The sequence below is a fragment of the Methylobacterium sp. J-118 genome, assembly GCF_057836565.1.
Map to the genome: position 1 here is coordinate 5,065,457 of NZ_JBYQFA010000001.1, position 24,697 is coordinate 5,090,153.

The window sequence follows — 24,697 nt, forward strand, 5'->3', positions numbered from 1 at the left end:
GGCACTCTACCCGCGGCGCGGCGCCTGTCGAGGTCAGGCCCGCATCTGGGCGAAGCTCGCGAGCCAGGCCGGCGCGACCCGCATCCCCGCCGGCACCAGCGCGTCCGGCGGCGGCCGGCGCACGCAATCCTCCAGATAGGCCAGGGATTCCTCAAGCACCGTGCCGGTGAACGGCTTGGCGATCACCGCCGTCGCCCCCGCCATGTCGTCGCTGAGCGCCCGGGCGTTGGCGGTCATGAACGCGGCCGTGATGCCGCCGAGATCGCGCACCGCATGCGCCACGTCGAGACCCGAGGAGCCGTCCCCGAGGCGCAGGTCGATGAGGACCAGTTCGGGCCGGGTCTCGTGGACGAGGGCGATGGCCTCGCCCGCGGTCATCGCCGTCCCCACGACGCTGTGGCCGGCCTCCTCCAGCATCATCTCGATCTGCATCAGGATGAGGGCTTCGTCCTCGACGACGAGGATCCGCAGCGGCTCGGTCACGGGGCCTCCAGACCGCCGGCCATCTCGCGCGGCAGGCGTATGCTGACGATCGTGCCCGGATCATTGGTCATCCAGGCGATGCTGGCATTGAGCTGGCGGCAGAGCGTGCCGATCAGGCGCTTTCCGAAGGAGCGCTGCTCCATCGCCTGGACCGGCATGCCGACGCCGTCATCGGCGATCTTGATGGTGACATGCGTGCCGTCCGGCGCCACCGTCACCGAGAGCCGCCCCGGGCGGTCGTCCGGGAAGGCGTGCTTGAGGGCGTTGGTGATCAACTCGTTCATCATCAACGCCACCGGCGGCGCCTTGGCGACCGGGATCTCCACGGTCTCCAGGTCCAGGTGCAGGCGGATCCGGTCGCGGCCGGAGCCGCGGACCAAGTCGTTGGCGAGGTCGCGGGCGAACTCGGCCACGTCGAAACGCTCGACGTTGTTGGATTGGTAGAGCCGGCGATGGACCGTGCCGAGGGCCTCGACCCGGGTCAGCATCGCCTCCATGGCGGCGCGCGCCGCGGGATCGGTGATCGCCCGGGTCTGCATGGCCAGCAGCGCCGCGATCATCTGGAGGTTGTTCTTCACCCGGTGATCGACCTCGTGGACCAGCATGGTCTGCGTGGCCAGGGCATCGGTCAGGTCCCGGGTGCGCTTGGCGACCTCGGCCTCGAAGCGGTCCTTCTCCTGCTGGATCTGCATATGCGCGTCGACGCGGTCGGTGACGTCGAGCTGCGAGGCGAAGAAGAACAGAACCTCGCCGGACTCGTCGGCGACCGGGCTGAGATAGAGCGCGTTCCAGAACGGCGTCCCGTCCTTGCGATAGTTCAGGATGTCGATCGCGATATCGGTGCGGGCCTCGACCGCCTCGCGGATCAGGGCGACGGCGCCGTGGTCGGTCTGCGCGCCCTGGAGAAACCGGCAATTGTGGCCGAGCACCTCGGACCGCGTGTAGCCGCTCATCCGCAGGAAGGCGTCGTTGACGTACACGATCGGGTTGTCGGGCAGGCGCGGATTGGTGATGATCATCGCCATCCGCGTGGCGCGCACCGCCGCGGCGAACGGATCGCCCTTGCCCGGCGCGGCGTCGAGCTGGTCCGTCTGATGCCAGGCGTCGGGTTGTTCCATCGTCCCTGCTCTCTCGTGCCCGGCGTTCGTCACCTCCGGCAATCGGCTTCTGCCTGCGCAGTCACAGGCGCTGCCTTAACGGACGATCCACGCGATGGGTTCAGGGCCGGGGCGCTTTGGCGCCGGATTGGGATAGACAGAACGCCGCACCGGGGCCGCGCGGGCCGGCGCGTCCGCGGCGGCGATCCGGGCCGGCCTCAGTGGAAATCCCGGCTCGGATACACCCGCCGGTCCGGGGGCGCGCCGAAATCCGTGGTCTCGGGCGGCAGCTTCATCCCGGCCGCGCGCAGGTCGCGCAGGGATTCGGTGAGATCGCGGAATCCCTCGGCCACCAGATGGACCACCCCCTCGGCCCGCTGCACCCGGCCGCGCACGGCGAGGAACCGGGCCTGCATGGCGGCCCGGCGGTTGGCCTCGAACACCGTCTTCCAGACGATCACGTTGGCGATGCCGGTCTCGTCCTCCAGGGTCAGGAACACCACGCCCTTGGCGGTGCCCGGCCGCTGGCGGATCAGCACGAGGCCCGCCACCGTGACCCGGGCGCCCTGGGGCAGGGCCGGATCGAGATGGGCCCGGGCCGGGATCGCGCCGATCCGGGCGAGCCGGCCGCGGAAGAACGCGACCGGGTGCCCCTGCAGCGACAGGCCGGTGGCGGCGTAATCCTCGGCCACCGCCTCGGAGAGCGGCAGCGACGGCAGGTCCACCGCCGGCTCGTGCCGGAACAGGCCGTCATCGGCGTGCCAGGCGAACAGCGGCAGGGGCGCCTCCAGCAGGTGGCCGCGGCGCTCGGCGCCGTCGGCCTTGGCCGCCCTGCGCGCCGAGGTCCCCTCCAGGGTGCGCACCATCCACAGGGCGGCGCGCCGGTCGAGGCCGAGCGACCGGAACGCGTCGGCCTCGGCGAGCCGCTCCAGGGCGTTGCGGGGCAGGGCGAGGGCCGCCTGCAGGCCCTCGATGCTGGCATAGCCGTTGGCCCGCAGCCGCACGAGCCGGTGCATGGCGGCCTCGGGCAGACCGCTCACCTGCCGCAGGCCGAGGCGCACCGCGTGCCGCTTCGGATCCCCGGCCGGCTCCAGGGTGCAGTCCCAGGCGCTGGCATTGACGCAGACACCCCGCACCTCGACCCCGTGGGCGCGGGCGTCGCGCACCAGTTGGGCCGGCTGGTAGAAGCCCATCGGCTGGGCGTTGAGGATCGCCGCCAGGAACACGTCCGGGTGCCGGCACTTCATCCAGGCCGAGGCATAGACCAGGAGCGCGAAGCTCGCCGCGTGGCTCTCCGGGAAGCCGTAGGTGGAGAAGCCCTTGATCTGCGCGAAGCAGCGCTCGGCGAACTCCGCCGGGTAGCCGCGGCGCGTCATCCCGCCCACGAATTTTTGCTCGAAGCCGCCGATCGAGCCGACATGGCGGAAGGTCGCCATCGCCCGGCGCAACCCGTCGGCCTCGGCCGGGGTGAAGCCGGCGGCCGTGATGGCGATCTGCATCGCGTGTTCCTGGAACAGCGGCACCCCATAGGTCTTGTGCAGCACCGTGTGCAGCTCGTCCGCCGGCCCGTGGTCCGGATGCGGGGCCGGATAGACCACCGGGTCGATCCCCGAGCGCCGCCGCAGGTAGGGATGGACCATGTCGCCCTGGATCGGGCCGGGGCGCACGATCGCGACCTGGACCACGAGGTCGTAGAATTCCTTCGGCTTGAGGCGCGGCAGCATCGACATCTGCGCCCGGCTCTCGACCTGGAACACGCCGACGGAATCGGCCTTCGCCAGCATCGCGTAGGTCTCGGGATCCTCCGGGGGCAGGTCGGCCAGGGTCTCGTAGAAGGCGCCGTGGTCCTTCTCCAAAAAATCGAGGCCGCGCTTGAGGCAGGTCAGCATGCCCAGCGCCAGCACGTCGACCTTCATCAGGCCGATCGCGTCGATGTCGTCCTTGTCCCACTCGATGAAGGTCCGGTCCGCCATGGCGCCGTTGCCCACCGGCACGGTCTCGTCGAGGCGGCCGCGGGTCAGGATGAAGCCGCCGACATGCTGCGACAGGTGGCGGGGGAAGCCGATCAGCTGGTGGGCGAGATCGAGCGCCTGCCGGAGCGCGGGGTTGTCGGGGTCGAGGCCGGCCTCGCGCACGTGCTTGTCCGGCACGTCCTTGCCCCAGGAGCCCCAGACCGTGTCGGCGATCGAAGCGGTCACGTCCTCGGTGAGGCCCAGAACCTTGCCGACCTCGCGGATCGCCATGCGCGGGCGATAGTGGATCACCGTGGCGCAGAGGGCGGCCCGCTCCCGGCCGTAGCGGTCGTAGAGGTGCTGGATCACCTCCTCCCGGCGTTCGTGCTCGAAATCGACGTCGATGTCGGGGGGCTCGCCCCGGTTCTCCGAGATGAACCGGGCGAACAGCAGCCGGTGCTTGGACGGGTCCACGGCGGTGATGCCGAGACAGAAGCACACGGCGGAATTGGCCGCCGAGCCGCGGCCCTGACAGAGGATGCCCTTGCCGCGGGCGAACTCGACCACGTCGAACAGGGTCAGGAAGTAGCGGGCATAGTCCAGCTGGGCGATGAGCTGCAGTTCCTCGCGGAGCGTCGCCTCGACGGCGGCCGGGATGGTGCCGGCATAGCGCCAGCCCGCCCGCTCCCAGGTCTTCTCCTCCAGGTATGCCTGGGGCGTGCGCCCGGGGGGCACCGGCTCGTCGGGATACTCGTAGTGCAGCTGCGACAGGTGGAAGTCGCAGCTCTCGGCGATCTCCATCGTGCGGGCGAGCGCCTCCGGATGGTCGGCGAACAGCCGGGCCATCTCGGCGGGCGACTTCAGGTGGCGCTCGGCATTGGCCTCCAGCCGGTAGCCGGCCTCCCCGATCCGGCAGCGCTCACGGATGCAGGCCACCACGTCCTGGAGCGGGCGCCTGTCGGGATGGTGGTAGAGCGCGTCCGAGACCGCCACCATGAGCGCTCCGGAGCGTTCGCCCAGCTCGGCCAGCAGACCGAGCCGGCGGCGCTCATCGCCGCGCCTGGCGTGGCTCGCCCCGAGCCAGGTCCGGCCCGGGGCGGCCGCGGCCAGGGCTTCGAGCCGGCCCAAAAAACCGTCCGGGGGGCGCAGGCGCCGGCCCGGCGGGATAGCGATGAACATCTGTCCCTCGGCGGCCTCCAGCATCTCGGCGAAGGAGAACTGGCACGCCCCCTTGCGGCTGCGCCGGTTCCCTCGGGTGAGCAGCCGGCACAGGCGGCCCCAGGCCTGCCGGTCCGCGGGATAGGTCACGGCCTCGAACCCGTCCTCGGTGACGAGGCGCACCCCCGGCAGGATGCGGATCGTCAAACCCTCCGCCTTGAGGGCCTGCGCCGCCGCATGCGCCCGCACCACCCCGGCGACCGTGTTGCGGTCGGCGATCCCGAGGGCCGCGAGCCCGTAGGCCGCCCCCTGCACGACGTATTCCTGCGGATGCGAGGCGCCGCGCAAAAACGAGAAATTCGTGGTGAGGGCGAGCTCGGCGTAGGCGGGATGGCTCACGCGAACACCCCGTGGACGAACCACGCGGCCGGGCGGCCGGGGGCGTGCGGCCCGTCGCGGTAGAGCCAGAGCCGCCGGCCGGCCTCGCACTCCACCCGGTAATAGTCCCGGGCCGCGCCGGGCGCGTGCCACCACTCGGCCGCGATCCGCTCCGGCCCCTCGGCATGGACGATCGCGTGGATCCGGGCGCGCCAGCGGAAGCGCCGGGGCGGTCCCTCGGGCACCGTGGACAGCACGTCGAGGGCGGCCTCGCCCCGGGGGAACAGCACCAGGGGCCGGGGCGGGAGGTGATCCGGCCAGGATGTCGGGGCGCGGGTCCAGGGGAGGGGCTGGGCGGCCCGCTCCGGGATGTAGCTCGCCCGCGCCCCGAGGCGCAGGAGCGGCCGGCCGAGGCGCTGCGCCAGGGCGTCCGCGAGGGCGTCGATGCCGTCGCCCTCGGGCGCCGCCCCGAGTTCCGTCTGGCGGGCCGACAGGGCACCGGTCACCGTCACGGTGAGCGCCACGGTCTCGAAGCCGAAGCCGGCATCGAGGCCGGCGCCGAGGCGGTCGAGGCGCAGGGAGACCAGAGCGGCGACGCGCTCGGGGCAGCGCTCGGGCCGGGACAGGCCGAGATCGAGGACGCGCATCACCCCGTCGACCCGGTGCAGCACGAGGCGCAGGGCGCAGGCGCCGAGCCCGTCCCGCTCCAGCCGGGGGGCGATCTCGGCCATCAGCAGCCGGGCGGTGACGACGATGTCCGATTGCCGGCCGATCGGGTCAAGGAAGCCCCGGGCGGCCCGATACGCGGCCTCCGCGGTGAGCGGCGCCAGGGGCTCGGGCCGGCGGCCCATCGCCTGGTCGAGGCGCAGCAGCAGCGCCTCCCCGAAGCGGCGGGCGAGCGGCCCCCGGGCGAGCGCGTCGATCTCGCCGACCCGGCGCAGGCCGAGCCGCCGCAGGCCCGAGACCGTGCCGGGATCGAGGCGCAGGGCCTCCACGGGCAGCGCCCGCAGAGGCCCTGCGGCCCCGCCGGGGGGTACGATCACCCGGTCGGAGGCCCCGTAGCGGGCCAGCGCGAAGGCGCCGCCGGGCGTGTCGGCGAGCGCGATCCGGGCGGGGATTTTTGACCGCGCCAGGCGCCCGGCGAGGTCGTCCACGAGGGCCCCCTCGCCGGCGCGCAAATGGCTCGCCCCGGCGACGTCGATATAGAACCCGTCCGCCGCCTCGGCCGGCCCGAACGGCGCCACCCCGGGGGCGTAGCCCTCCGCCCAGCGGCAGAGCCGCAGAAGGGCCGCCCGGTCGGAGTCGGGATCGGCGGGATGGACCTGGAGCGGCACGCCGATCCGCGCCCGGACCCGGCCCAGGGGCTCGCCGGGCCGCAGTCCCAGGGCGCGGGCCTCCGGGTCGAGGGCGAGGAGCCGCAGGCCGCCGGGCCCCTCGGCCGCCACCGCGAGCGGGCCTTGATCAGGCGCGAGACCGGCCCGCCGCAGCCGCGTCACGGGCCAGTGGCTCAGGCAGACGCAGACGATGCGCGGCATGGTCCCACTCCAGAAGCCAGGCGCCGCCCCGCCCATTGCGGCAGCGTTCGAGCCGCGCCCGCCAGCGCGGGTTGTCCAGGGTGCCGAACCGGTCCCGGGCGGCCGGGGCCGAGGCGATCCGCCAGCGGGTGGCGGCACCGTTGGGCAGCCCGGCCTCGGCGGGCCGCAGGATCACCAGGAGCGGCGGCGCGTCGCCTTGCCCCCCTTCGGCGGCGAGCTGCAGGCGCCGGCCCGGCTTCAGCGGCAGGCCGTCCGCGAGCAGACCGACGAGCGCCGGCAGGGCGCGGGCGTGGAGCGCCGCCTCCAGGGCGCGGAGCACCTCCGCGTCGCTGCCGGCCTCCAAGAGCAGCAGCCGGGCCGGATCGAGGCCGAGGCCGGCCAGGCCGTGACCGTGGGGCAGGGGCTGATTCGGCGCGGCGGCGATCAGCGCCGCGCCCTCCGCGCGGGCGAGGTGGAGGGCGCAGAGCGCCAGGGCGAAGCCCAGGGCCGCGCTCGCATCCGCAGGCTCGGCCGGGGCGACCTCGTGCGGCGGCCCGAGGGCCAGCCCGCCGCCGGGCAGATGCGCGTCGACCGCCGTCAGGCCCAGCGGCAGGACCGGTCGCGGGGCCGCCGGGGCGCCGGGACCCGCCAGGCGCACCCGCAGGGCCGCCAGCTGCTCCCGGGGGCTGCCGGGAGCGGGATCCCGCCCGGTCTGGTTCGCAGGGTCCAGCCCCATCTGCGCGTGCTCCGATCATGCCGGACGATAGGAACATAACAGGAACACGTTCAAACCGTTTCCGCAGGGTCGCGGAATCGGACGCTGGTTCAGCGGCTTGGCCTGTGGATGGATGTGGACGCCTGTGGAATCGGTCGGGCCGCCCGCGACCAAAGCCACGGTTGACCGGGTCCGCGACCCGGGACCACAAGTCGTGTGCCGCGCCAGACGCGGCCGACACGGTCCGAGCATGCGCCCAGCCCTCGCCTTGACGATCCTGCTCGCCCTCTCGGGGGCGGCTTTCGCGCAGCAGCCGCCGGATCCCGGCCCCGCCCCATCCTCCGAGACGCCCTCGCGCCAAGCCAGGCCGCGGCCCCGGCGCGCGCAGGCCCCGAGCCAGCCGATCATGGTCTACGACGCCCGGATCGAGGCTGGCGACCTGCGCATCTCGGGCTCGGTGCGCAAGCCGGGGGCGATCGTGGTCCTGGACGACGACATCTCGGTCCAGGCCGACCGGCGCGGGCGGTTCACCGTCCGGCTCCCCTATCGGCCCGCGACCTGCGTGGTGACGCTCAAGTCCGATCCGGACGAGCGCGAGGCGGTGGTGGCCAACTGCGCCCCCGAGGGACCGCCCGGCCCCCAGGGCGCCGCGGGCACGCCCGGGATGACCGGTGCCAAGGGCGAGGCGGGCGACAAGGGCGAGACCGGCCCGCAGGGGGCTGTCGGACCCCGGGGCGAGGCCGGCCCCAACGGTCCGGTCGGCCCACAGGGCGCGCCGGGTCCGAAGGGCGATCCGGGCGCCCCGGGCCTTCAGGGTCCGCCGGGTCCCGGCGGTCAGGCGGGATCACCGGGCGGGGCAGGGCCCCGGGGCGAGGCCGGCCCCGCCCTCCGGGCCGTGCGCAAGTCCGACTGCGCGGGCGGCTGCACCATCACCTGTCCGTCGGAAGAAACGCTGGTCACGGCCCATTGCCTCAAGGCCGGCGCCCCGGTCTATGACGGGGAGGGCGCCGGCTGCCCGGCGGAGGCCGCGGGCATCGTCGGGTTCTGCGCGCGGCCGTGAGGCCGGCGCCTCAGCCACCGGCGCCGCGCAGCCAGTCGCGCAGCCCGGCGGCGGCGGCCCGGCCGCCCGCGAAGGCGCCCTGGAGCAGGTAGCCGCCGGTCGGGGCCTCCCAGTCGAGCATCTCCCCGGCCAGGAACAGGCCGGGATGGGCGCGCAGCATCGACCGCCCGTCGAGGGCGTCGAGCCGGACCCCGCCCGCCGTCGAGATCGCCCGGTCGATCGGCGCGGAGCCGGTGAGGGTGAGCGGCGCGGCCTTGATCAGCCCGGCGAGCGCCTCGGGCTCCGCGGGGAGCGCGGCCCCGGCGGCCTCGCGCAGCAGGCCCGCCGCCACGGGCGCGAGCCCCGCGGCCTTGCGCAGCCGGGTCGCGGCCGAGTCGCCGGGTCGGGCGCCGGCGAGGCGGCGGGCGAGGGCTTCCCGGGTCAGGTCGGGGCGCAGGTCCACGAGCAGCCGGGCGTGGCCCCGCGCCGCCACCGCCTCGCGCAGGGGACGCGACAGGGCGTAGACCGCCCCGCCCTCGATCCCGGCGGCGGTGATCACCGCCTCGCCCCGGACGGCTTTGCCGTCGCAGGCGAGCGCCACCCGCTTGAGCGGCGCCCCGGCGAAGCGCGCCCGGAACAGGGCGGACCACGCCACGGTGAAACCGGCATTGGCAGGGCGCAGGGGCTCCACCGCCACGCCGAGCCCTTCCAGCAGCGGCACCCAGCGCCCGTCCGACCCGAGCCGCGGCCAGCTCGCCCCGCCGAGGGCCAGGAGGGCGGCCCGGAGGCGGACCACGAGGGGGCCGTCCGGCGTCTCGAAATAGAGCTGCAGGTGCGGCGATCCCGCCCCGGAATCGGGATCTCCCGGGTCCGCGGAAGACAGCGCCTCGGCGATCGCCGCGAGCCGGTGGCGGGTGCGGATCCGGACCCCGAGACGGTCGAGCCGCGCCAGCCAGGCCCGCAGCAGGGGCGAGGCCTTGAAACTCTGCGGAAAGACCCGCCCGCTTGAGCCGACGAAGGTCGGCTCGCCGAGCTCCGCGCACCAGTCCCGCAGGGCCTCCGGGGGGAAGGCCGCGATGGCGGCGTCCAGGTGGCCGGCCGGATGGTAGCGGGACAGGAACGCCCCCCGGGGCTCGCTGTGGGTGAGGTTGAGGCCGCCGCGCCCGGCGATCAGCAGCTTGCGGCCCACCGACGGCATCCGGTCGTACACCGTGACCGCGTGGCCGGCCTGCGCCAGCACCTCGGCCGCGGCCAGCCCGGCCGGTCCGCCGCCCACGATGGCCACCTCTCGGGCGATGTCATGGATGTCGTCGGGCATCCGCCTGGAGAGCGGCAGGCGGCGCGGGCCTGTCAAGATGGGGCCGCGGCCGGCCGGCCTTCCGGGGCCGGACCGTCTGGCTGGGGTGGCCGTGCGAGCCTGCCCCGATCTCCAGCGCATCGTCCCGGATATCAGAACCGGGACGATGCGCTAGGTCTTTAGTTTTGCATCAACTTTTCCCCGAAAGCCGGAAACCGCCTTTCGGGATGATGCTCTAAAGCAAGTCCGACAGTGTCGGCCAATGAACCCGCAGAATCATCCTGTCGTTTTCGATCGGGGCCTGCGACAGTTTCCGTTCAACGACATGGCCGCCCAAACGCGTATAGAACCGAAGGGCAGCCGCGTTGGCCTCGAAAACCCAGAGGTGCAGGCCATCGTCCGCCTGCCGAGAGGCAAGGGCGCGCGCCGCCGAGCGCAGCAGGGCCTCACCGATCTTCCTGCCCCGCATCTCCGGAAGGACGTGCAGGTTGTCCAGCAAGCTGCCCCAGCGCGGATCGCGATCACGGTGTGTCGCGGCGAAGCCGACAAGGTTTCCATCGGCGGTCGCGGCGACGTCCACCAGGAAATTCGCGGACGGCGTGTCGAATTTCCCGAGCCAATGGGAGCGGCGATCGTCTTCGATAGGGCCGGCGAGAAAGACCGGATCGAGGAGTGAACGATAGGCGTCCCGCCAGCTGGCCACGTGGATCGCAGCGATGGTCAGCGCGTCGGTCGCCCGCGCGGCACGGTAGATGATGTCGGCCATCGTCGAATTATGCGCCGGCCGTCGCGTGAGGCAAATCAGGGCCGATCCGGATCCGATGCCGGATGCAGCCCTTCGCTCCGGCGCCTGCCGTGCCCGGATACCTGGAGCGTACCGGCACAGCTTTCACCCCGTCTCAGGCACAAGGCAGGGGACCGCGGGCCGCGTAGGATCCGGGGCTGCGCGTCGTTAAAGCCCCTGTAGTTACGCGCTCGCTGGCGCCGAACCGGTGTCCAGTTTGGCAGCGAATGCCGTATCGCCCGCGCAACCGTGACGCTGCGACCTCGTTCCCGTCCAGCCGGCCGGTCCGGCGCGGACCAGAAAGAGGCTTCCGACCCGTGGCGCTCTCCACCACCGTCCCCGCGACCGAGGCGGACGCCGCCCCGTCCACGCCGGCCGCCTCCGCCGCGCAGGCCCGCCTCAGTCCCCTCGAGATCCGGGCGATCGTCTACGGCCTGATGACCGCGATGCTGCTCGCGGCCCTCGACCAGACCATCGTGGCCACCGCGATGCCGACCATCGGGCTGGCGCTGGGCGACGCCGCCAACCTCCCCTGGATCGTCACCGCCTACCTGCTGGCCTCCACGGCGGTGACCCCGCTCTACGGCAAGCTGTCCGACATCCACGGCCGGCGGATCATGCTGCTGATCGCCATCGCGACCTTCGTGCTCGGGTCGCTGGCCTGCGCGCTCGCGCCGACGATGGTGACGCTGGCGCTGGCAAGGGGCCTCCAGGGCATCGGCGGCGGCGGGCTGATCGCGCTGGCGCAGACCATCCTGGCCGACATCATGTCGCCCAAGGAGCGGGCGCGCTATCAGGTGGTGATCGCTGGCGTGTTCGTGGCGGCCTCGGTGGCCGGGCCGCTGCTCGGGGGCTTCTTCGCCGAGCACCTGCACTGGTCGCTGATCTTCTGGATCAACCTGCCGATCGGCTGCCTCGCCTTCGCGCTGACCAACGCCAACCTGAAGCGCCTGCCGCGCCACGACCGCCGGCACCGGCTGGACTGGCCCGGGGCCGCCCTGATGGTCTCCGGCTCCATCGCCCTGCTGCTGGCCCTGAGCTGGGGCGGCGTGCGCTACCCGTGGAGTTCCGCGCCGGTCCTCGGCCTCCTCGCCCTGGCCCTCCTGCTCGGCGGCGGCTTCGCGGCGCGGCTCGCCACGGCGGCCGAGCCGCTGATCCCCACCGAGGTGCTGCGGAACCAGGTGGTCTACAGTGCGACGCTGGCCGCCTGCTTCGCCATGGGCACCTTCATCGGGCTCACCATCTACGTGCCGATCTTCCTCGAAGGGGTGATCGGCCTCTCGGCGAGCGAATCCGGCCTGGCCCTGGTGCCGCTGATGGTCGGCACCGTCACGGGCGCGACGCTGTCGGGCCGGTCGATGATCTACTTCCGGCACTACAAGCGCGTGCCGCTCGCCATGATGAGCCTCAGCATCGCCTGCTGCGCCGTCATCGCGTGGCAGGGGCGGGCGCTGCCCTTCTGGCTGATGGAGCTGCTGTTCGCGCTGCTCTCCATGGGGATCGGGACGATCCTGCCGCTCTCCACCATCGCGATCCAGAACGCGGTGACGCGCCACCAGCTCGGCATCGCCACGGCGTCGATGAATTTTTTTCGGTCCCTCGGCGGAGCCCTGATCGTGGCGGCCTTCGGCACGATCGTGCTGGGCGGCGTCGCGGGTACGTCCGGGGGCCACGACGTGGAGAGCCTGATCCGCGGGGCCGACCCGGCCCGCCTCGCCCTGACGTTCCGCTTCGTGTTCGTGGCCGCCTGCCTCGGGCTCCTGGCGGCCTTCGCGTTCCTGGCGCTGATGGAGGAGCGGCCGCTCGGCGAGCGCTCTTCGCCGACGATGGGCGGCGGGCCGGCCGCGGGCGGGCATCCGGAGGGCGACGCGGCCGAGCCGATCGGGCCTCCCCACCGCCAGGATGGCGTGGGGCCGTAGCCGGCGCATCGTCCCGAACGGCGGTGCCGGCCCCCGGGACAGAGACGACGCGCTTGCATCGCACGCCGCGCGACGGCAGCGAGGCAGAGACCACGAGCTTGACTGTACCGCCTATCGCGGATGCATTATGGTGCGCCCTCGCCTGCGATGATCGCTCCTGCATCGCCGCTTCCATCATCGACATCGGCCCGTTGCCGTATCGGCGCCGGTGATCGATCGGGACGGCATGGTCTGCGATCTCGCGGCCGCCGATGGCAGGCCCCGTATTGTCTAGGTTCAAGAGCGCGTTATGACCGGCCGATCTCCCCCTGATACAGGCACGTTGCTGAGCAGCTTCGTCGCGGATCAGATGCGGCCGTGGCAGGATGCCTCCTTCGGCGTCGTCGACCTGAATGATCGCCTGAAACGATTGAACACTTCTCCGTCCATCGGCCTGTTCCAAGCAACGGACGATACCGTCAGCCTTCTCGACAAGCCCGCGGACGTATTCGTACATCCCAGTTACGTATCGAGATTTCACTGCTACCTGAGGCTATTGATCGAAACGTTCCGCGCCTTTCCCACGCGGCGAGACATGCTGATCGCGGTCGACATCCAGGATGAGGCGCCGGACCATGAAGGGCTTCCCGTCTTCTCGTTTCAGAAGTTGGCCGGCCAGCGCAACCTGCTCCTACCCGATGTCGACCTCATCGCCCTCGACTATCTCGGGGCGGCTCCGCAAGACCACCGCGCCTACGCGGACAAGACGCCGGTGGCCACCTTCTGCGGATCGACCACGGGCGGCGGTCACATCACGGCGGACGCGGTGCGCGGGGCCCGCTTCCCCCGATTGCGCGCAGCGCGGTTCTTCGCCGATCGCCCCGAGGCCGACTTCAGGCTGACCTCGGTCGTGCAATGCGATCCGGAGGCCGATGCCCTGATGCGCGCCGAAGGTTTCGGCACCGGCCCCCTCGACTGGGACTTTACCTACCGCGGCAAGTTTGCGCTGTCCCTCGACGGCAATGGAGCGGCCTGTTCCAGGCCGGCGATCATATTGAAGAGCAACTGCGTGCTGATGAAATACAGAAGCGATTGCCTGTTGCATTACTCCAGCGGCCTGATCGACGGCCGCAACATGTTGGACATCACCAGCGAGGAACAGGTCATCGCGATCGTCCGGGAGGAGCGGCGGTCCCCGGGTCTATACGCGCCCATCGCGGCGGCCGGGTCGCACTTCGCCGAGAACGTGCTTTGCAAGGGGGCGGCTCTCAACTACACCGGCGCCCTGCTGAAGGCGTATGCCGACAGAGTTCGATAGGCTCTCGACAAGTCCAGGCTTGCGGACATCCTGCACAGCATTCGACGCCAGCCGAATCGATGGCGCGACGGGGAACGATAGACCATGGCACAGATAACGGACTCCCCTTATACTGGCCTGCTCTACCAGGATTTCATCGCACGGCTCGTCCTCGAGCGGGAAGCACGGACCTACCTGGAAATCGGTGTCCAAAACGGGATCAATCTGTCCAAGATCTCCGTCCCCTCCGCTTTCGGCGTCGATCCTGGGTTCGCCTTGACGGTCGATCCGACGGCGGGGAAGGAGTCGTTGCGCCTCTATCGGATGACGAGCGATCGGTTTTTCCGCGATCACGCCGACGAAGTCCGGTCCGCCGGACCGTTGGATTTCGCATTCCTGGACGGCATGCATCTGTTCGAATACCTGCTTCGGGACGTGTACAACACCGAGCGGTTGTCCGGCCGCTCCGGCTTGATCACCATCCACGACTGCCTGCCGTTCGACGGCGAGATGATCGAACGGCAGAACAATACACCGGGGCGGACGCCCGGTCCGTGGGCGGCGGCCTGGACGGGTGATGTCTGGAAGATCATCCCCATCATCCAGAAATACCGTCCGGATCTCAAGGTGATCCTCGTCGATTGCGCCCCGACCGGATTGGTCTGCCTCACCAACCTCGATCCGTCCTCGACCGTCCTGGAGGATCGCTATCTCGACATCGTCGCGGAGTTTCACGCGATGCCCAACGACCGGGCGGCGCTGGAGGCCTTCTTCGACGGCCAGCAGATCGGCTCGGCCGAAGCCGTGGTGGCCAATTTCGGCCACTCGCTCCCGTTCCGGATCTAGATCCGCTCCCCGATCGCGGGCGGCGCCAGATCCGCGATGCGACGGGCTCGCTGACACCGAACCGGTCTCCACCTCGGCGGGGCGCGCTCCACCCGGCCGTCAGCCGCCGCGCCTGCCCTTGATTCGCCCGGATCACCGCTTACCTCGGCCCCATCGGCTGCGGGCCCCTCTGGCGGGCGCTTCTCAGCGCCCGTGATGTCGGAGCCGATGCTTTCCATTCGGAATCAGCATCAGGTCCCGCGCATGATGGACGTCCTTACCGTCGTATGGCTCGGCAAGCCGTTGTGGATGTGGCTCGGCTTCCACGTCCTGATCGCCTGCCTGCTCGCCTTCGACCTCGGCCTCCTGCACCGGGACAAGGAGCACGAGATCGGCGTCCGGGAGAGCCTCCTGCTCACCGGCTTCTACCTCGCCCTGGGTCTCGCCTTCGGCGGCTGGGTCTGGTGGTATCTCGGCTCCCAGGCGGGCGAGGAATACGTCACCGGCCTCGTGGTCGAGAAGTCGCTGTCGATGGACAACGTCTTCGTCATCGCCATGATCCTCACGGCGCTCGGCGTCCCGCGCGCCGCCCAGCACCGGGTCCTGCTCTGGGGCATCCTGGCCGCCGTGCTGCTGCGCGGCCTGATGATCGGGCTCGGCGCCGCCCTGGTGCATCAGGTGCACTGGGTGCTCTCGCTCTTCGCCGCCTTCCTGATCTACGCCGGGCTGAAGATCCTGCTCTCGGGCGAGGAACAGGCGGGTGACTTCCAGAACAGCGCCGTCGTGCGCTGGTTCAAGACGACCTTCCGGGTCACGCCCGACCTGCACGGCCAGCGCTTCGCGGTGCGCAGGACCGACCCGAAGACCGGCCGCAGGGCCCTGTGGTTCACGCCGCTGGCGCTCGCCCTGGTGCTGGTCAACGGCGCCGACGTGATCTTCGCCGTCGACAGCGTGCCGGCGATCTTCGCGATCACCACCGACACCTTCGTGGTCTACACCTCCAACATCTTCGCGATCTTGGGGCTGCGCGCCCTCTACTTCGCGCTGGCCGCGATGGTCGACCGCTTCGCCTATCTCAAGACCGCGCTCGCCTTCATCCTGATCTTCATCGGCGCCAAGATCGTGGTCGCCGACACGTTCGGCCTCGTGGCGGTCCCGCCTTGGGTCTCCCTCGTGGTGACGCTGGCGCTGCTGGCGGCGGGCGTCGGCTACAGCCTGTGGCGGACCCGCGGCGAGGACAAGGCGCAGCGGGACACGGGCCAGCCCGAGCGTGAGGCACGGGCCCACGGGGCGTAGGGCCCCCCGGCTTCGCCGTGCGCGCCGCGATCCGGGAAACGGGAGCGGGGCCCGGCGCCGACCCCGGACGATTTGCCGGCGGTGCCTGCGCATCCCCCGGCCCAGGCGCGGTCCTGCGCGGGTCGATGTCCCGGCCGTCCGGGTTCTATTTCGAATCGTTGTAGGAGGCGATCGAGGCGAAATCGACCATCGCCCAGCCGTCACGGCTGCGGCTGAACTGCGCCTTCGCGACCTCCGTTCTGCCCATCTGCATAAACTGGAATTCGCAGTTGAAGACCTTGTCATCCGTTACGGCATCGCACCGGCGGACCTTGAAATCATGAAAGGCCGGCGACGTTCGCTCGTTGAAAGGAGCCATGGATCGAAACGCCTTCTCGATCTCTTCGCTGGTCAAGCCCGACTTTCCACATCCGCCAAGACAGAAGAGAAGCGCGAAAGCCATGGATGATATTGACTTATTCATGTCCGCCAGCTCATAGACAGGGTAGCGGCCGTCGTGGATCCGCTCACGGATGCCAGTATGGAAAACAATCTGAACAGCACCTGTCTGCAAGACATGAATGCTTGAAAAAGTAGATTTTAACTTTCAGTTCAATTCACAGACACACGTGTCTATCTGAAGTAGACTCGGGTATCGCGGCCATCGATGCTGCGGCGGCGCGAAACATCTCCCTCCGCGCGGATCGGCGTTTTACCCCGACGCCCCGCCAAAACGGGAAGAACGCTCTGGACATGCGTCAGCCGAGGGCCGCGATCAGATCGCGCAGGGTGGTGATGGTCGAGGCATCGGCCACGCCGTCGACCCGCGCCTGCCGGAAGTGGCGCTGGAACGCGGTGACCACCGCGTGCGTGCGCGCGTCGAACACCCCGGAAACCGGCAGGTCGTAGCCGTAGAGGGCGAACATCGCCTGCAGCGCCTCCACGGGCTGGCCGACATCGCCCTGGGCGAAGAACCGTCCGTCCCGGAGGCGTGCCGGCGGCACGAAATGGCCGATCCCCGCCGCCGCGAGGCTGTCCCACGGAAACGTCTCGCCGGGATCCTCCTTGCGCTCGGGGGCGATGTCGGAATGGGCGAGCACCCGCTCCGGCGGGATCGGCCAGCGGCCGAGGATGTCCCGGCCCAGCGCGATCACCGCGGCGACCTGCGCCTCCGGGTAGGGCGGCAGCCCGCCGGCATGGCCCGGATGGACGATCTCGATCCCGATCGAGCGAGAATTGAGGTCGGTCTCGCCCTTCCAGGCGCCCGCGCCCGCGTGCCAGGCCCGACGCGCCTCCGGCACCATCTGGACGAGGCCGCCATCCTCGAAGACGAGGTAATGCGCCGAGACCTCGCTCAGCGGGTCGCGCAGCCGCGCCAGGGCGGCGGCGGCGCTGTCCATGCCGGTATAGTGCAGGACCAGCGTGTCGAGGCGCCCGCCCCGGCGCGCGCCGTGGTTCGGCGAGGGGGCGACCCGGCGGGCGAGGGGGCTGTCCGGGATGAGGCTCACCGCACCCCGCGCTCCTGCGCGATCCGGTCGTAGGCGGCGTTGATGGCGGCCAGCCGCCGGGTGGCGATCGCCACCGCCTCGGCGGGCAGGCCCCGAGCCAGCGCCCGGTCGGGATGGTGCTCGGCGACCAGCGCCCGGTGGCGGGCCTTCAGGGCCGCCTCGTCGGCGTCCCGGTCGAGCCCGAGGACCGCGTAGGGATCGTCCGGCAGTCGCACGTGCCGGGCGGCGATCCGCTGGAACGCGGCCTCGTCGAAGCCGAAGATGCCCGAGACGGCGCGCAGGTAGCGCTCCTCCGCCTCGTGGAGCGCCCCGTCGGCGCCGGCGATCTGGAACAGGCCGTCGAGCACGTCCTCGAGCAGGGCCGGCTCGTCGCCGAAGGTCGCGGCGAGCTGGCGCGCATAGGCCTCGAAACCGTTCGTCGTCTTCTTGGCGAGGTCGAACAGGCGCTCGACCCCAGGCCGCGCCGCCGCGTCCACCCGCACGACCCGGCCGAAGGCCTCGACCTCGGAGGGCAGCACCACGCCGTCGGACTTGGCCATCTTGGCGGCCAGCGCCACCAAGCCGGTGGTGAACACCACGTCCCGGGGCGTCCGGCCGAAGGGCGCGCCGACCCGGTCGAGCAGGAAATGGCCGGCGACGCCGCCGACCAGCGCCCCGAGGGGACCGCCGATCGCGAGGCCGAGGCCGGCGCCTCCGATCTTGCCCCAGACGCCCTGGGACTCGGCCGCCGCATTCATGGCCAGACCGGTTCCGGGGCGATTCGTGGACTCGGTGCGATCATCGCGAGGGGCTTTGCGTCCGGCACCGGGACGCCCCGGCCGAGGGCCGGGATAGCCGCTCCTCAAGCCCCGCGGAAGGGCCGGGACGCGCCCGGCCCGCCCCCGTCTCAGCGGCAGTAGACGTTGCCGTAGGCGTCCCGGTAGGTGCCGTAGGGGCAGGCGGGCGCGGTCGAGGCGCCCACGATGGCGCCGCCGGCGCCGCCGATCGCCGCACCGGCGAGGGCACCGCCCGCGCGGCCCGTGGCGGCCGCGCCGATCGCCGCGCCGGTGAGCGCACCGAGGCCGGCACCGCCCAGCGCCCGGTCCTCGGGGGTGTTGCAGGCGCCGAGCGAGAGGGCGGCGATGGTGGCGAGGGCGGCGGCAGTCAGCTTCTTCATGGTCCCCAGAACTCCCTTGGCATCCGGTCCGGCCGTTGGCCGTGATCGTGACGGATCGCGCCGAGCTTAGCAGGAATGCTAATGGCGAGCCTACGGCTAAGGTTCCATCGGCCCGGGACCGGAGTTGCGCCCGGTTCCGGTCTCGCCCTATGCCTCGGCCCCGAGGGGCACCCCGGCCGGGGTGCAGCAGGTCTTGTCCGAGGGTCCCATGCCGACAGCCACCACGATCGTCCGCCGGGCCGCGGTGCGCTCCGACCGCGTCGCCGACACGGTGAGCCTCGACCACGCGGGCCGGGCCGCGCTCCCGGGAACCCTGGTCGCCGAGGGGGGGCTCGGCTTCGCGGTGGCACTGACCAAGGCCGCGACCCTCGATGACGGCGACGCGCTGCGCCTCGACGACGGCCGGCTCGTGGCGGTGCGGGCCGCCGCGGAGGATCTGTTCGCCGTGCGCGCCGAGAACCCGGCCCGGCTGATGCGCCTGGCCTGGCAGCTCGGCAGCAGCCACGTCCCCGCCGAGATCGCCGCGGAGGCGCTCTACATCCCGGCCAGTGCCGCCACGGCCGAGCTGGTGCGCGGCCAGGGCTGCCTCGCGAGCCCGGTCTCGCGGGCCTTCCGGCCCGAGAACGCGGCCCACGACCACAGCACCTGCGGCCACGATCACGGGCAGGGGCACGATCACGGGCACGACCATCACGACCACGACCATCACGGTCCCGAGCACGGCCATGGGCATGCCCACACGCACGGCCACGATCACGGCCCTGACCACGCCGGAGGCCATGCGCATGACCACGGGCATGCGCATTCCGAGCAGGGCCATGCGCATGACCACGGGCATGCGCATCCCGAGCAGGGCCATGCGCACGGCCCGGGCTGCGGCCACGACCATTAGAGCCGCGCCCGATCGCGTTGCGACAGGGAACGGCTGAAGGGCCTGGATGTGACGTGCGCGCGCCGCCGAACCGGTCTCTGACGTCGGCGGCGACCGCTCCAGGGCCTGAACTCAATCAGCGTGGCCGTGATAACGTCTGAGAAGGGTGGGTTTTCGCCGGTCCGCTTCCGGGCGACAATCGAAGAGATCAGGCATCGCCGTCGCACCCGGTCGCGACCCTCTGCGGACCCACAGACCGGCTCGGAAGCCGTTCAAGAGACCGACAGCATGTCGGGCAAACCCGCAAGATCGTCCAGCTTGGCGTGCGGCGGCCAGTCCGGGTTTAGCGGCTCGCCGACCCGGTCGATCCACACGGACCGGATGCCGAGTTCGTGGCAGACCTTGAGGTCGGTGAACTGTCCCATGCCGACGTGCACGGTCTCCTCCTTGGTCACGCCCAAGGTGGCGTAGGCGTGCAGGAAGAGCCGGTGGTCGGGCTTGTAGGCGCGAGCCTGCTCGGCGGTGACGACGAAGTCGATCGGCACCCCGATCGCCGCGACGGTGCCGGCGATCAGGTCGTCGTCCGTATTGCTGATGACCGCGAGCCGGTAGCGTGTGCGCAAGCGATCGAGCGCGGCCGGGACGTCGGGGTGCGGCTCGATCCGGCCCAGGGTCGATAGCAGCATCTCCTCGTCCTCGGGCTTCGCCGTATGACCGGCCTCGGCGAGGGTCACGGCGAGGGCAGACCGCAGGACGGACTTGTAGTCGCAGTAGGGCGGGCGCTGCTGCCGCTCCACGGCGGCGCTGCGCAGCCGGTCAGCCAGAGCGACCGATTGATCTTGCGCGTCAGGCTCCGTGAGGCGTTTGGCCAGGATCGCGCGGGCCGCAGACCGGACAGCGTCATGCCACCGGACCAGAGTCCCGTAGCAATCGAAGGTAATCACCTTCGGCACAGGTTGCAGTTGCAGCATGATCGGTCCCACCGGGCGGTCCTGCGCGAACTATCCCTGCCCGCAACGTCCGATGTCCACCTCTGAGGCGAGGTTGCCGGACGGCCCACGCATGGCCGCTCATGGCAAGCGCCCGTGGAGACCCAAGCGGCCAAGTTGGGTCGAAGGCAGCCGCCGCACGCTCAAGCCGATCGAGTCCCCTCCCGAGAGGCGTGACCGGAGCGGATGACACTTCGGCGCGAGGCGATGCCGAGAAGCCGGCGGCCCGAAACGGCCCCGATCGATCCGATCGGGTGCCGTTGTCTTTTCAGGCCCCTCACGCCGAAGGACCGTCGCCCGCGCCGTATAAGTCTCGGCGTTCAAACTAAAAGACCGGCTCACCATAAATCTACCGACGATCCAGGCGGAAATTCCATTTTCTGGCAGGCAATTTTTCCTCAAAATTTTGGAGCAATCCGCTAATTATTGGCCAATAGACTTCACTTTTGACTGTTGCCGACCTGCTACAGAACGTTCCGAACGGATCGTTTACCTCGGACGACACATCCTGTCCTTGGAACAATCAGGCATGCGCAAGATCCTCACCTCCATGGCTGCCCTCGCAGCGTTGACCGCGACCGCCTCGGCCGCCGATCTGCCCCGCCGCGCCCTTCAGCCGGTGCCGGCTCCGCTGCCGGTCTTCACCTGGACGGGCGCCTATTTCGGCATCAACGCCGGTTACATCACCTCGACCCAGGACACCGCGTACACCGCGGGTACCCTGGTCAGCCGCAGGGTGATTTTCCCGAGCTCCTACACGAGCACGATCCCGCTCCCGCGGGACGGCTTCACGGGCGGCGGGCAGGTCGGCTACAATTATCAGGTCACGCCAGGCTCCGGTTTCGTCGTCGGCGTCGAAGCCGATGCGGCCTACACCGATCTGAAGCGCACCCGGAGCTTCCAGAACAAGGTCATCGGCAACAACACCTACAGCCAGTCCGGCGACTACCTCGGGACCGTGCGCGGCCGCCTCGGCTATGCCGTCGACCGGACCCTGTTCTACGCGACCGGCGGCTTCGCCTATGCCAATCAGATCTACCGCGGCAGCTTCTTCCAGTTCGCGGGGCTGCCGCCGGTCTTCTTCGGCACTCGTTCGCGCACCGAGACCGGCTACGCGGTCGGCGGCGGCGTCGAGTACGCCCTCCCCACCGACTCGTTCCTGAACGTCTTCCACTCCAACGCGGTGACGGTGAAAGCCGAGGCGCTCTATTACGACCTCGGCAGCCGCACGGTCCCGCTCCTGCCAATCATCGGGAATTTCGGATCCTTCGCCACGCGGTTCCGGAACGAGGGCGTGCTCGGGCGCGTCGGTCTGAACTACAAGTTCGGCTCTTACTGAGACCCGGCCGCCAGCCACCCCGCCGCGCCCTCCGGCACGGCGGGGACCCGTCCGGTCATGGCGGACCTGCGGGCCACCCCGGCCCCGCCGCACCGTCCCTCGACCTGAGCATCCCCGGCCCGATCGGACCGGCCGTTCGCGCCGCGGAGCGGCCCTGGAGTCTCTCCCGGGATGTCTCGCATCGTGGGGGCGGCCCCAGGCGTCCCGATGACCGCCTCGACCGAGCCCACGGATCCCGATCCATGGTCGGGATCCGTGAGGTTCGGCGGACGGCCGCCGGCGCGCGGGCGGTGTGCGATGAATCGGGCTCATCGCAATCCGGTGTCAGGCCTGGACGGCGTGCTCCAGCTCCGCCTTCGACATCCGAGACCGGCCGGGAACGTTCTGCGCCCGGGCCTTGCGCATCAGCTCGGCCTTCGTGGTCCCCGCCGTCTTGCCGCTTGCCTTGCCGGCCGCCTTGCCGGTCTTGCGCGCCGCGGCGGCCTTCTTGGCCGCGGCCTTGGGCTGCTTCGAGAACTGCTTGCCCTTGGCGGTATCGGCCCGCTTCTTGGCCGTGCTGGCGTCGTACTCCGCGTCGCTCAGGGTCTCGCGGGCCTTCTTGGGCAGGTAGCGCTCGCCGGTCTTGCCGCTCGCCTTGCCCGACTTCGTATCCCACTCCTCGTCGGTCCATTGCTTGAGGTGGTTGTCATCCGCCTTCTTGCCCGCGTAGCCGCCGCCTTCCTTCTTGTATTCGGCCGTCGCCATCTGCGCCTTGCGCGCCGACCACTGACCGGGCTTGCCGCCCTTCTCCGACTTGGTGACATCCTTCTTGACTTTCTCCCACAGCTTGGGATCGGTCTTCTTGGCGGTTCCCGACATCGTCGTGTCTCCGAATAAAGATTTGGCAGACAACACCAGGCCCGCGGCTCCGTTCCGGCGGCGCGGCGCGCGGACCTGACGCGCCCTGCTTTATCCCCGGCTATGTCGGCAGGCCCGACGGGTCGGGGGCTATCGACGGGCGTCGCGCCCGACCGGCACCGGGAGCCGATTCCGCCCTGTAGAGCCGCCCGGGACGTCCAATCGCTTGTTTCCGGACGATTACGGCCAAGGTCAGCCGCTATTCAGGCGCGATGACCGATCTGCCTCGCCCTCGTGCCGGGCTGGCCCGGCGCGAGCCCGAACAGAAGGTCTGATCATGATGCACGTGAAGATGCTCGCGGCCGCCGCGGCCGTCATCGGCGGCCTCGGCCTCGCCTCCGCCGGCGCGGCGCCCCTGACGCCCGTCGGGACCGATACGATCGCCGGTCCCCCGGCGGTCGGCACCGTCGCCTTCGGCTGCGGCCCCGGCTGGGCGCCCGGCCCCTACGGCCGCTGCCGGCCGATCTACCGCCGGCCGCGCTTCTACGGCCCGCGCTGCTTCTTCCGCCCGACGCCCTTCGGGCCGCGGCGCGTCTGCCGCTACTGAGGCGATCGCGCGGCGCGCCCGGTTCCGCCGAACCCTGGCGGCCCCCGCGTGTCGATCCGAAGGACAGGCGACCGCGCCCAGGGAACGGCCGCCTGTCCTGTCGTCCTGTGATCCCGGGACACGGCCGGATCCCCGGGTGATCGCGGACGCGGTCGACGCGGCGTCGCGCGGCCGGCGTTGCCCGCGGGTGGTTTCGACCCGCGGGCGACCGCCAGACCCGCGGGCGACCGTCAGAATGGAGGATGCGAAGACGGGGCGAGACGGCGACGCTGCGTGGGCGGATCACGGATGACCCGTGATCGATCGACCCGACGGAGGCTGGATCATGATCGTCGCGTTCCTGAAGTCTATCCGGAGCCGGCGTGCCGCGGCGCGCAATCTGCACGTCCTGTCGGCGCTCGACGACGCGGCGCTCCACGATATCGGCCTTGACCGGCGGACGCTCCGCGCCTTCTGCGAGAACGGCTGCGCGCATGCCCCCGCGCCGTCGAGCCGGCCGGAACCACGCCGCGCGGGTGCGATGCCCCGCGGGCTCGGGATCGCCTTCCGCTGAGCCCCGGCCGGGATGGACCGCCCCGGACCTCAGATCTCGATACAGATCTTGCCGAAATGGCGGTTGCTCTCCTGGTGGCGGAAGGCTGCCACGAGATCGTCCAGCGGGTAGCGGCGGTCGATCACCGGCCGCAGCCCGCAGGCCTCGATCCCGCGGATCATCTCGATCTGGTGGCGCCGGCTGCCGACCAGCACGCCCTGCAGGCGGATCTGTTTCAGGAGGGCCGGCACCAGCGGCAGCTCCCCCGCCAGGCCCGAGAGGATGCCGATCACCGAGACGTGGCCGGCGACCCGCACGGCGGCCATGGACTGCTCCAGCGTCGCCGGGCCGCCGACATCGAGCACGTGGTCGACGCCGCGCCCGCCGGTCAGCCGCCGGGCGGTCTCGCCCCAGGCCGGGTCGGCGCGGTAGTTGATCCCGTGGTCGGCGCCGAGTTCGCGCAGGCGTTCCAGCTTCGCGTCGCTGGAGGAGGTGGCGATCACCGTGGCGCCCGCCGCCTTGGCGAATTGCAGGGCGAACAGCGACACGCCGCCGGTGCCCTGCACGAGGACCACGTCGCCGCTCTTGAGGCCGGCATCGGCGTGGAGCGCCCGCCACGCGGTCAGGGCGGCGGTGGTCAGCGTCGCCGCCTCGGCGTGGTCCCAGCCCCGCGGGGCGTGCGTGAAGGCCGTCGCCGGCGCCGTCACCCGCGCGCGGGCGTAGCCGTCGACCCCGTCGCCCGGCACGGTGGCAAAGCCCTCGACCCGCGGCGTGCCCTCAGTCCAGGTCGGGAAGAACGTGCTGACGACCCGGTCGCCCACGGCGAAGGCGTCGGTGCCGGGGCCCAGGGCCTCGACCTCGCCGGCCCCATCGGACATCGGGACGCGGGGCTCGCTCGGGCCCCACAGGCCGCTGACCACGGCGTAGTCGTGATAGTTGAGCGAGCTGGCCCGCAGGCGGACGGTGATCTCGCCGGGGCCGGGTTCCGGGACCGGCCGCTCGCCGAACCCCACCCGATCGAAGCCGCCCCCCGGCTGGACGATCACGGCCCGCGATACCGATCCGATCATGGCGCACCCTTGGCTGCGGGCGGCCGCGGCCGCCCGGGAGGCCGATGGTGGCAGGCCGCGGGGGCCGCGTCGAGCC

The 24,697-nt window shown here is 71.2% G+C and carries 23 protein-coding genes; 9 read left to right on the forward strand and 14 right to left on the reverse strand.

Annotated features, from left to right (window positions below; genetic code table 11):
• Positions 1–33 precede the first annotated feature (33 nt).
• From AC3IF3_RS24815 to AC3IF3_RS24835, 5 genes are all read right to left on the reverse strand, one after another.
• Positions 34–483: a response regulator gene (locus AC3IF3_RS24815; RefSeq protein WP_243968709.1), complete on the reverse strand. Its 450-nt coding sequence runs from the start codon at positions 481–483 to the stop codon at positions 34–36.
• Positions 480–1,601 carry a histidine kinase dimerization/phosphoacceptor domain -containing protein gene (locus tag AC3IF3_RS24820; protein WP_243968711.1) on the reverse strand — a complete coding sequence of 374 codons (1,122 nt, stop codon included), beginning with the start codon at positions 1,599–1,601 and terminating at the stop codon, positions 480–482. The genes AC3IF3_RS24815 and AC3IF3_RS24820 overlap by 4 nt, the downstream gene beginning before the upstream one ends.
• Before the next feature lie 197 nt (positions 1,602–1,798).
• Entirely contained in the window at positions 1,799–5,089 is a 3,291-nt protein-coding gene (locus AC3IF3_RS24825; RefSeq protein WP_489230667.1) for an error-prone DNA polymerase, read from the reverse strand.
• Positions 5,086–6,603 (reverse strand): Y-family DNA polymerase, encoded by a 1,518-nt coding sequence (locus AC3IF3_RS24830; RefSeq protein ID WP_489230668.1) that lies wholly within the window; start codon positions 6,601–6,603, stop codon positions 5,086–5,088. Before AC3IF3_RS24830 ends, AC3IF3_RS24825 begins: the two co-directional genes overlap by 4 nt.
• Complete coding sequence (locus tag AC3IF3_RS24835) at positions 6,530–7,318, reverse strand: ImuA family protein (protein ID WP_489230669.1); 789 nt, start codon at positions 7,316–7,318, stop codon at positions 6,530–6,532. The genes AC3IF3_RS24830 and AC3IF3_RS24835 overlap by 74 nt, the downstream gene beginning before the upstream one ends.
• A gap of 229 nt (positions 7,319–7,547) precedes the next feature.
• On the opposite strand from AC3IF3_RS24835, the gene AC3IF3_RS24840 reads away from it, so the two are divergent.
• Positions 7,548–8,357 (forward strand): collagen-like protein, encoded by an 810-nt coding sequence (locus AC3IF3_RS24840; protein WP_489230670.1) that lies wholly within the window; start codon positions 7,548–7,550, stop codon positions 8,355–8,357.
• 10 nt (positions 8,358–8,367) lie between these two features.
• Here the strand turns inward: AC3IF3_RS24840 and AC3IF3_RS24845 are convergent, their stop codons facing one another.
• Positions 8,368–9,654, reverse strand: a complete 1,287-nt coding sequence (locus tag AC3IF3_RS24845; protein ID WP_489230671.1) for a TIGR03862 family flavoprotein — start codon at positions 9,652–9,654, stop codon at positions 8,368–8,370.
• 214 nt (positions 9,655–9,868) lie between these two features.
• On the reverse strand, positions 9,869–10,399 hold the full coding sequence (locus tag AC3IF3_RS24850; protein WP_489230673.1) for a GNAT family N-acetyltransferase: 531 nt from the start codon (positions 10,397–10,399) through the stop codon (positions 9,869–9,871).
• A 455-nt stretch (positions 10,400–10,854) separates the two neighbouring features.
• On the opposite strand from AC3IF3_RS24850, the gene AC3IF3_RS24855 reads away from it, so the two are divergent.
• From AC3IF3_RS24855 to AC3IF3_RS24870, 4 genes are all read left to right on the forward strand, one after another.
• Positions 10,855–12,336, forward strand: coding sequence for an MDR family MFS transporter (locus tag AC3IF3_RS24855; RefSeq protein WP_489220412.1), 1,482 nt, complete (start codon positions 10,855–10,857; stop codon positions 12,334–12,336).
• 322 nt (positions 12,337–12,658) lie between these two features.
• Complete coding sequence (locus tag AC3IF3_RS24860; RefSeq protein WP_489218685.1) at positions 12,659–13,633, forward strand: hypothetical protein; 975 nt, start codon at positions 12,659–12,661, stop codon at positions 13,631–13,633.
• Between the two features lie 84 nt (positions 13,634–13,717).
• Complete coding sequence (locus AC3IF3_RS24865; protein ID WP_489230675.1) at positions 13,718–14,458, forward strand: class I SAM-dependent methyltransferase; 741 nt, start codon at positions 13,718–13,720, stop codon at positions 14,456–14,458.
• A gap of 243 nt (positions 14,459–14,701) precedes the next feature.
• On the forward strand, positions 14,702–15,733 hold the full coding sequence (locus AC3IF3_RS24870) for a TerC family protein (protein WP_243968728.1): 1,032 nt from the start codon (positions 14,702–14,704) through the stop codon (positions 15,731–15,733).
• A gap of 145 nt (positions 15,734–15,878) precedes the next feature.
• Here AC3IF3_RS24870 and AC3IF3_RS24875 read toward each other — a convergent pair whose 3' ends face one another.
• The 4 genes from AC3IF3_RS24875 to AC3IF3_RS24890 all read right to left on the reverse strand — a co-directional run bounded on the left by AC3IF3_RS24875 (position 15,879) and on the right by AC3IF3_RS24890 (position 18,376).
• Complete coding sequence (locus AC3IF3_RS24875) at positions 15,879–16,286, reverse strand: hypothetical protein (protein ID WP_489230676.1); 408 nt, start codon at positions 16,284–16,286, stop codon at positions 15,879–15,881.
• A gap of 184 nt (positions 16,287–16,470) precedes the next feature.
• The gene (locus AC3IF3_RS24880) at positions 16,471–17,220 is read right to left on the reverse strand and encodes an N-acetylmuramoyl-L-alanine amidase (RefSeq protein WP_489230677.1); all 750 of its coding nucleotides are present in this window, start codon (positions 17,218–17,220) and stop codon (positions 16,471–16,473) included.
• Positions 17,217–17,957, reverse strand: a complete 741-nt coding sequence (locus AC3IF3_RS24885; protein WP_489218690.1) for a TerB family tellurite resistance protein — start codon at positions 17,955–17,957, stop codon at positions 17,217–17,219. The genes AC3IF3_RS24880 and AC3IF3_RS24885 overlap by 4 nt, the downstream gene beginning before the upstream one ends.
• A 149-nt stretch (positions 17,958–18,106) precedes the next feature.
• Positions 18,107–18,376: a YMGG-like glycine zipper-containing protein gene (locus tag AC3IF3_RS24890; RefSeq protein ID WP_243968736.1), complete on the reverse strand. Its 270-nt coding sequence runs from the start codon at positions 18,374–18,376 to the stop codon at positions 18,107–18,109.
• 208 nt (positions 18,377–18,584) lie between these two features.
• On the opposite strand from AC3IF3_RS24890, the gene AC3IF3_RS24895 reads away from it, so the two are divergent.
• Complete coding sequence (locus AC3IF3_RS24895) at positions 18,585–19,268, forward strand: urease accessory protein UreE (protein WP_489230678.1); 684 nt, start codon at positions 18,585–18,587, stop codon at positions 19,266–19,268.
• 251 nt (positions 19,269–19,519) lie between these two features.
• Here AC3IF3_RS24895 and AC3IF3_RS24900 read toward each other — a convergent pair whose 3' ends face one another.
• A complete protein-coding gene (locus AC3IF3_RS24900) occupies positions 19,520–20,218 on the reverse strand; it encodes a haloacid dehalogenase type II (protein ID WP_489230680.1) in 699 nt (232 codons plus the stop codon).
• A 547-nt stretch (positions 20,219–20,765) separates the two neighbouring features.
• On the opposite strand from AC3IF3_RS24900, the gene AC3IF3_RS24905 reads away from it, so the two are divergent.
• Positions 20,766–21,575, forward strand: a complete 810-nt coding sequence (locus AC3IF3_RS24905) for an outer membrane protein (protein ID WP_489230681.1) — start codon at positions 20,766–20,768, stop codon at positions 21,573–21,575.
• 324 nt (positions 21,576–21,899) lie between these two features.
• On the opposite strand, the gene AC3IF3_RS24910 is transcribed toward AC3IF3_RS24905, so the two are convergent.
• Positions 21,900–22,433, reverse strand: a complete 534-nt coding sequence (locus AC3IF3_RS24910; protein WP_489230682.1) for a hypothetical protein — start codon at positions 22,431–22,433, stop codon at positions 21,900–21,902.
• 316 nt (positions 22,434–22,749) lie between these two features.
• Here AC3IF3_RS24910 and AC3IF3_RS24915 point away from each other — a divergent pair, with 316 nt between their 5' ends.
• A complete protein-coding gene (locus AC3IF3_RS24915; RefSeq protein ID WP_489218695.1) occupies positions 22,750–23,019 on the forward strand; it encodes a GCG_CRPN prefix-to-repeats domain-containing protein in 270 nt (89 codons plus the stop codon).
• Positions 23,020–23,314: 295 nt separating this feature from the next.
• Complete coding sequence (locus AC3IF3_RS24920; protein WP_489230683.1) at positions 23,315–23,572, forward strand: YjiS-like domain-containing protein; 258 nt, start codon at positions 23,315–23,317, stop codon at positions 23,570–23,572.
• A 29-nt stretch (positions 23,573–23,601) separates the two neighbouring features.
• Here the strand turns inward: AC3IF3_RS24920 and AC3IF3_RS24925 are convergent, their stop codons facing one another.
• Positions 23,602–24,621, reverse strand: coding sequence for a zinc-dependent alcohol dehydrogenase family protein (locus AC3IF3_RS24925; RefSeq protein ID WP_489230685.1), 1,020 nt, complete (start codon positions 24,619–24,621; stop codon positions 23,602–23,604).
• Positions 24,622–24,697: the final 76 nt, after the last annotated feature.